This window comes from Mesorhizobium sp. M0701 (assembly GCF_040320365.1).
In the GTDB taxonomy this organism is placed as follows: Bacteria; Pseudomonadota; Alphaproteobacteria; order Rhizobiales; family Rhizobiaceae; genus Mesorhizobium.
In genome coordinates this window covers 23,183-30,010 of the sequence record NZ_JAMYPO010000059.1, presented here as the reverse complement: position 1 = coordinate 30,010, position 6,828 = coordinate 23,183, and the positions used below count along the sequence as shown (strand labels likewise).

The window sequence follows — 6,828 nt, the reverse complement described above, 5'->3', positions numbered from 1 at the left end:
AGCGCCAGCGCGTGGCGCTGGCCCGCGCCATGGCGATCGAACCGGCCGTGCTTTTGCTCGACGAGCCGTTCGGCGCGCTCGATGCGCAGGTGCGCCGTGAACTGCGCCGCTGGCTGCGCGACATCCACGACGCCACCGGCCACACCACGGTCTTCGTCACCCATGACCAGGAAGAGGCGCTGGAGCTTGCCGACCGCGTCGTGGTGATGAGCCAGGGCCGCATCGAGCAGGTCGGCACCGCCGACGAAATCTACGACACTCCGAACTCGCCCTTCGTCTACGGCTTCATCGGCGAATCGAGTTCGCTTCCGGTCAAGGTCGAGGACGGCCAGGTCTGGATCGCGGACCGGCCGATCGGGCTTTCCGCGCCGCACGCACCGCAAGGCGAAGCGACGCTGTTCTTTCGCCCGCACGACGTCGATCTGGTGGAAGAATGCAACGGCTGCATCGCCGGCACGGTCGCCGCCAGCCGCCGCGTCGCCGGCACCAGGCGGGTCGAGCTCGAAATCGGCGGCGAACGTCAGCGGGTCGAGATCGAATTGCCCGTCGATCATCCGGCGGCGCAGAAAAGTCGCGTGGCTTTTAGGCCGCGGCGCTGGAAGCTTTTTCCGGCTGCTTGATCCTCTATCAGGCGCTACACCAGCCAGTTCTCGACCTTCAGGCCTTTGATCCGGTTGAACTCCCTGGTATTGGCGGTCACCAGGGTAGTTCCCAGCGTACAGGCGTGGGCAGCAATAAAAAGGTCATTTTGGCCGATGGTCTGGCCCCTGCCTTCCAGTTCTGCGCGAATCGCGCCGTACTCGGCATCCACCGGCACATCGAGCGGCAAGACGGGTATCTCAGCCAGCAATTCCTCGACCTTCTTGTGCAACTTGGCTGATCTTTTCTTGACGCAACGCCGACGGCATCGGCGCCGCTGCCAAGCTGTCCTGAGACTCTGCTTGAAAGAAAAAACTAGAAATCGCCCACAGCGGGAATATTTCTTCTATCGACAACGTGGAGCGGCCGCTCTGCGTGCCTCGTCGCGCACGATGCCTTGCCGCTATGGTCCGGCATTAAGCTCATGGCATTGGAGCCTGTTTTCATGAAGCGATTTTTGCTTGGCGTCGCCACATTGGCCGGCCTGGTCCTCGCATCCTCCCAAGCCTGGTCGGCCGACAGATTGCTCAATGCTTCCTATGATGTCGGCCGCGAACTGTTTGCGCAGGTCAACAAGGCGTTCGTCGCCGGCCACCCCAGCGTCACCATCGATCAGTCGCATGCCGGAACCTCGGCACAAGCACGCGCCATCGCCGAAGGCCTCGGCGCCGACGTCGTCACCTTCAACCAGGTCATCGACATCGACTTCCTGGTCAAGAAGGGCCTCATCTCCGCCGACTGGCAGAAGGACTTTCCCGACAACGCCTCGCCTTTCTATTCGCTGCCCTCCTTCCTGGTGCGGGCCGGCAATCCGAAGCACATCAAGGATTGGAGCGATCTCGTGCGCGACGACGTGCAGGTGATCTTCCCCAATCCGAAAACCTCGGGCAATGCGCGCTACACCTATCTTGCGGCCACCGCCTACGCCAAGGAAGCCTTCAAGGACGACGACGCCAAGGTGAAGGAGTTCGTCACCAAGCTGTTCAACAACGTGCCGGTGTTCGACAGCGGCGGGCGCGCCGCGACCACCACTTTCGTGCAGCGCGAAATCGGCGACGTACTTATCACCTTCGAGTCGGAAACGCGCGGCGTCCGCAAGGAGTATGGCGAGGACAAGTTCGAGCAGGTAACGCCTTCGGTCAGCCTGTTGGCGGAATTTCCGGTGGCGATCGTCGACACCGTTGCAGACGAGCATGGCACGCGCGATCTCGCCAAGACCTATCTCGACTTCCTCTATACGCCGGAGGGCCAGGACATCGCCGCCCGCAACGGCCTGCGGGCCCGCGACGCGGCGGTCGCCGCCAAATACAAGGCTGAGTTTCCCGATGTCCGCCTGCTGACGGTGGAGGACGTCTTCGGCGGCTGGGCCAAGGTCCAGGCCGAGCACTTTGCAGCGGGCGGCCTGCTCGACCAGACTTATGGCAGCCGCTGAGGCGATCTTCCAACTTTGACAGAAGCCGGCTTTGCCGGCTTCTTTGCTTTCGCGCTGCGAAAGGTGATTTCTGGCACTTTCCGAGCGCATTCCGTCCAAAACGTTACAAAGAATCAACGCGTTTGTGCCTACCGTGAGAACGGACGGCTTGTTTTCGCGAACAGCTTCGCGCGATCAAACCGTCATGATTTGCACACAAACAGCCGCCAGACGCGGGTGGTTGGGGCTTCATGGGTTGACTCGGGGCATGCTTACCAAAAAAGGCAAATACGGCCTCAAGGCCCTCGTGCATCTGTCGGGCCTGCCGGTCGGCCAGCTCGCATTCGTCAACGACATTGCGGTCGCCAATAACATCCCCAAGAAATTCCTGGATGCAATCCTGGGCGAGTTGCGTAACGCCGGCTTCGTCCAGAGCCGCAAGGGCAAGGAAGGCGGTTACCGCCTTGCCCGGCCGGCTTCCGAGATCAAGATCGGCCATGTCGTGCGTGTCCTCGACGGGCCGCTGGCGCCGATCCCCTGCGCCAGCCGCACGCAATACCAGCGCTGCGAGGATTGCGACGAGGCGACCTGCCAGGTTCGGCACATGATGCTGGAGGTCCGGCAGGCGATCGCCGAGGTGCTGGACAACCGCAGCCTCGCGGCCATGCGCGACGCCGACAATGACGATTTCCCAGTCGAACTGACGTCGCAAATCTAGCGCGCGAGCAGGCTCAAGGCAGTCGCGACGGTGTCGGCGACCGGACGCGTGCCATCCAAGGTTATCGCCGCCTCGTCCGCCGCTGGCGCCTCGAGCGTGGCGAACTGGCTGTCGACCAGGCTTGCCGGCATGAAATGACCCTTGCGACTGCCTACGCGCTGTTTTGCTGTTGCCGGGTCGATTTCCAGGTAAACGAAAACGATATCCGGGCAAAAGCCGCGCAGGCGATCGCGGTAGCTGCGCTTCAGCGCCGAGCAGGCGGCGACCACACCTTGCCCGCTTGCGACCGACGCGGCCACCCGCTGGCCGATCGCGTCGAGCCAGCCTTCGCGCAGCGCGTCGGTGAGCGGCTGGCCGCTCGCCATGCGTGCGACGTTTTCGGGCGGATGCAGCCTGTCGCCTTCGATAAAGACGGCGCCCAATGCCGCTGCAAGCGCTTCGCCGACAACCGACTTGCCGCAGCCGGCAACGCCCATCACCACGATGGCGGGTATCGTTCGAACAGTGCTCGCCGGCTTATATGCCACGTCTTTACCGGTCATGCAGGTCAGCGGCTTGCCGGCGCGCGGCCATAGAGCAGCAGCATGGCGACGATGACGACGCCGTAGATGATCTGGCGCCCCGCCTCCGGCATCTGCATGACAGAGAGAATGGACTGCAAGAGGGTGATCAGGATTACCCCGGCGACGGTGCCGAGATAGGAGCCGCGCCCGCCGAGGATCGAGGTGCCGCCGAGCACCACCGCGGCGATCGACGGCAGCAGATAGGCATCGCCCATCGACTGTGCCGCCTTGGAGGCATAGCCGGCCAACAGCACGCCGCCGAAGGCCGAGAGCCCGCCCGAAACCGCAAAGGCGATCATCACCACGCGCCTTGTATCGATGCCGGAAAGATAGGCGGCACGCTCGCGATTGCCGATGCCGTAAACGGTGCGGCCGAAGCCGGTGCGGGTCAGCACGAACACCATTGCGGCGCCGATCAGCGCCCAGATGAGGACGGCGTTGGGCACGGCAGGAACGGCAAAGCCGGTCGCCAGATAGCGCATCGCACCGGTCGCTGAATCCTGCGGCGAGAAACCGCCCGTGTAGACCACCATCAGCCCCTGCGCGACGGCGTTGGTGGCAAGCGTGATGATCATCGAGGGAATGCGCAGATAGGCGACGCCGATGCCGTTGACGATGCCGATCAGAACACCGCAGAAGATGCCGAACGGAATGGCAAGCGCCACGCCGACCGGGCCGTATGCGGCCGCGGCACAGGCCATCATCGCGCCGGCCGCCACCGACCAGGGCACCGACAGGTCGATCTGGCCGAGCAGGATGACCAGCATCATGCCGGTCGCGATGACGCCGAGAAACGACGCCACCTTGAGCTGCTGCAAAAGGTATTCAGGCGACAGGAAGCTGCGCGAATAGAGGCTGCCGAGGAACAGCAGCAGCACGATACAGGCGAACGCCGTCAGCACCGCCGGGTCGGCGCGGCGGAGGAATTTCGGCATGCGGCCGGCGAGACCACTCACAGTCGTTTCGCTCACAGGAACCACTCCAGCCGGTTGCGGACCCGAAACAGGGCGAAGGCGCCGAGGCTGACCGCGATCAGCAGAATGACGCCCTGGAACAGGGGCTGCCAGAGCGGATCGAAATCGAAGACGAACAGCAGGTCGCCGATGGTGCGGAAGGCAAGCGCGCCGAAGATCGCGCCGATGGCGCTGCCCTTGCCGCCGAACAGCGACACGCCGCCAAGCACGACCGCGGCAATCGAAAACAGCGTATAGGCGTTGCCGCTGGCATAGGCCGCATCACCGGTATAGGTGAAGAACGTCAGGAACAGCCCGCCGATCGCGGCAAGCAGACCGGCAAGCGCATAGGCGGCGAACTTTCCACGCCGGATCGGCACGCCGGACATGTAGGCCGCCATCTCCGAGGAGCCGGCCGCATAAGCGGCGCGGCCGAGCACCGACCGGCTGAACGGCACCCAGACAACAAGCACGACCGCCAGCAGCGCCACCAGGCTCGCCGGCACGATACCAAACAGGCGGCCGGTCAGCGCGTCGGCGAGCCCCTCATTGACCGAGCCGCCCGGAAACGGCCGAAGCAGCAGCGCGATGCCGAAATAGACCGCACCGGTGGCGATGGTGGCGACGATCGGCTGCAGGCGTCCATAGATGACGATGGCGCCATTGATTGCCCCGCACAGCAGGCCGGTGCCGAGCACGGCGATGACGCCGAAGGCGGTCTCGATGCCGGTGCCGACGACCAGCCACGACGCCAGGCAGTTGGTCAGGGTGAAGATCATGCCGACCGAAAGATCGATGCCGGCGGTGATCACCACCAGCGTTTGCGCCATGGCGACGAAGGCGAGCAGCACGCCCTTGTTCGAGGCCGTTTGTACGACGTTGGCGGTGAAGCCCGCCGGATGGTTCGAGGTGTAGATGACGAACATGACAACGAAGATGCCGAACGCCAGCAACGTTCCGCGCTGTTCGGCAAGCCAGTAGCGCCAATCCTTCACGCGTCCGCTCCTTGCCTTGGCATCTCTTCGTGAATGTTGAGCGCGCTGGCGATCAGCGCCCGCTCGGTGATTTCGGCGCCGACCAGTTCGCGCTTGACCGCGCCGTCATAGAGCACCAGCACGCGGTCGCAGCAGCCGATCAGCTCGTCATAGTCGGTCGAATAGAAGAGGATCGCCGCACCCTGGTCGGCAAGCTTGCGCATCAACTGGTAAAGCTCCTGCTTGGTGCCGACGTCGATGCCGCGCGTCGGGTCGTTAAGCAGGATGATGCGCGGCTGCCGCATCAGCCATTTGGCGATGACGACCTTCTGCTGGTTGCCGCCGGACAGCGCGCCGACCGAAATGTCGAGGCCGGCGGTTTTGATCGCCAGAAGACCGACCATGTCGTCGATCAGCCGCTGCTCGGCGGCGCGATCGATGATGCCGGCCCTGGACAGCCGATCGAGGGCGGCAAAGGAGAGGTTTTCGCGCACCGTCATCGGCAGCATCAAGCCTTCGGTCTTGCGGTCCTCCGGGATCAACGCCATGCCGATCCGGTCATCGCGCGCCGCGGCCGGGCTGGCGATCGCCACCGGCCTGCCGTCGATCAGGATCTGGCCCGACAGGCCACGCAGCACACCGAAGAAGGCGAGCAGCAATTCGCGCTGGCCCTGGCCGTCGAGGCCGCCAAGCCCGACCACCTCGCCCGCCCCGACCGATAGCGAGACATCGTGCAGCCGATCCGTCCAGGACAGGCTGCGCGCCTCGAGAACCGGCGTGGCTGCGGCAGCCGCCCGCGCGGGCTTGGGCGGAAAGATGTGGCTGTATTCGCGCCCGATCATCAGCTCGACGACCTCGTTGTCGCTTTTTGTACCGGCCGCGTAGCTGGCGACATTGCGGCCATTGCGGAACACCGTGCACTGGTCGGCCAGCTCGGCGATCTCGTTCATGCGGTGCGATATATAGAGCAGCGCCAGCCCTTCCGAACGCAGCCGCTTCAACACGGCAAAAACCCTGGCGACGTCAGCCGCGGTCAGCGCCGAGGTCGCCTCGTCCAGGATCAGGATGCGTGGCTTGCGCGCCAGTGCCTTGGCGATCTCGACCATCTGCCTTCTTGAAAGAGGAAGATCCTTGACCAGCGCCAGCGGATGGATATCGGAGGCGCCGGCGCGAGCAAGGGCTTCTTCGGCGATGCGGCGCTGCGCCTTGCGGTCGATCATGCCGAAACGCTTCGGCGGATCGGAAATGACGATGTTGTCGGCAACGCTGAGTTCGGGGACGAGCGACAGCTCCTGGAAGATGCAGACGATGCCGGCCTGGTTGGCGGCGGCCGGCGAAGCGAAGGTAACTTCGCTTCCGTCCAGCATCATGCGGCCCTCGTCGGGCGCAACGACCCCCGCCATGACCTTGATCAGCGTCGATTTGCCGGCGCCGTTCTCGCCGAGAATGGCGTGGATGCTGCCTGGAGTGACCGACAGTTCGGCCTTCTCCAGCGCCCGCACGCCGCCATAGCGCTTGGATATGCCTTCCATGCGGAAGAGCGGAACCGCACCGTCCATCGGCCCTCCCC

7 protein-coding genes and 1 pseudogene are annotated in these 6,828 nt (G+C 64.3%); 3 read left to right on the top strand and 5 right to left on the bottom strand.

Features of this window, described 5'->3' with window-relative positions:
* Positions 1-620, top strand: a 620-nt coding sequence (locus tag NKI24_RS32515; protein ID WP_352750395.1) for a sulfate/molybdate ABC transporter ATP-binding protein, incomplete at its 5' end; no start/stop codon positions are given.
* A gap of 14 nt (positions 621-634) precedes the next feature.
* Here the strand turns inward: NKI24_RS32515 and NKI24_RS32510 are convergent.
* A pseudogene (locus NKI24_RS32510) lies at positions 635-904 on the bottom strand (PIN domain-containing protein); the annotation flags it as partial.
* A 180-nt stretch (positions 905-1,084) separates the two neighbouring features.
* Here NKI24_RS32510 and NKI24_RS32505 point away from each other — a divergent pair.
* The gene (locus tag NKI24_RS32505; protein ID WP_352750394.1) at positions 1,085-2,071 is read left to right on the top strand and encodes a sulfate ABC transporter substrate-binding protein; all 987 of its coding nucleotides are present in this window, start codon (positions 1,085-1,087) and stop codon (positions 2,069-2,071) included.
* Between the two features lie 247 nt (positions 2,072-2,318).
* Positions 2,319-2,768, top strand: a complete 450-nt coding sequence (locus NKI24_RS32500; protein WP_006202816.1) for an RrF2 family transcriptional regulator — start codon at positions 2,319-2,321, stop codon at positions 2,766-2,768.
* Here NKI24_RS32500 and NKI24_RS32495 read toward each other — a convergent pair.
* From NKI24_RS32495 to NKI24_RS32480, 4 genes are all read right to left on the bottom strand, one after another.
* Positions 2,765-3,244, bottom strand: coding sequence for a gluconokinase (locus NKI24_RS32495; RefSeq protein ID WP_352750393.1), 480 nt, complete (start codon positions 3,242-3,244; stop codon positions 2,765-2,767). The two genes, NKI24_RS32500 and NKI24_RS32495, sit on opposite strands and share 4 nt — an antisense overlap.
* A gap of 71 nt (positions 3,245-3,315) precedes the next feature.
* Complete coding sequence (locus NKI24_RS32490) at positions 3,316-4,302, bottom strand: ABC transporter permease (protein ID WP_352465244.1); 987 nt, start codon at positions 4,300-4,302, stop codon at positions 3,316-3,318.
* Positions 4,299-5,279 carry an ABC transporter permease gene (locus tag NKI24_RS32485; RefSeq protein WP_352684752.1) on the bottom strand — a complete coding sequence of 327 codons (981 nt, stop codon included), beginning with the start codon at positions 5,277-5,279 and terminating at the stop codon, positions 4,299-4,301. The genes NKI24_RS32490 and NKI24_RS32485 overlap by 4 nt, the downstream gene beginning before the upstream one ends.
* A complete protein-coding gene (locus NKI24_RS32480) occupies positions 5,276-6,817 on the bottom strand; it encodes a sugar ABC transporter ATP-binding protein (RefSeq protein ID WP_352750392.1) in 1,542 nt (513 codons plus the stop codon). Before NKI24_RS32480 ends, NKI24_RS32485 begins: the two co-directional genes overlap by 4 nt.
* Positions 6,818-6,828: the final 11 nt, after the last annotated feature.

Coding starts and splice junctions, on each gene's coding strand:
- NKI24_RS32505 (WP_352750394.1), top strand. CDS start 1,085: ATGAAGCGATTTTTGCTTGGCGTCGCCACATTGGCCGGCCTGGTCCTC.
- NKI24_RS32500 (WP_006202816.1), top strand. CDS start 2,319: ATGCTTACCAAAAAAGGCAAATACGGCCTCAAGGCCCTCGTGCATCTG.
- NKI24_RS32495 (WP_352750393.1), bottom strand. CDS start 3,244: ATGGGCGTTGCCGGCTGCGGCAAGTCGGTTGTCGGCGAAGCGCTTGCA.
- NKI24_RS32480 (WP_352750392.1), bottom strand. CDS start 6,817: ATGGACGGTGCGGTTCCGCTCTTCCGCATGGAAGGCATATCCAAGCGC.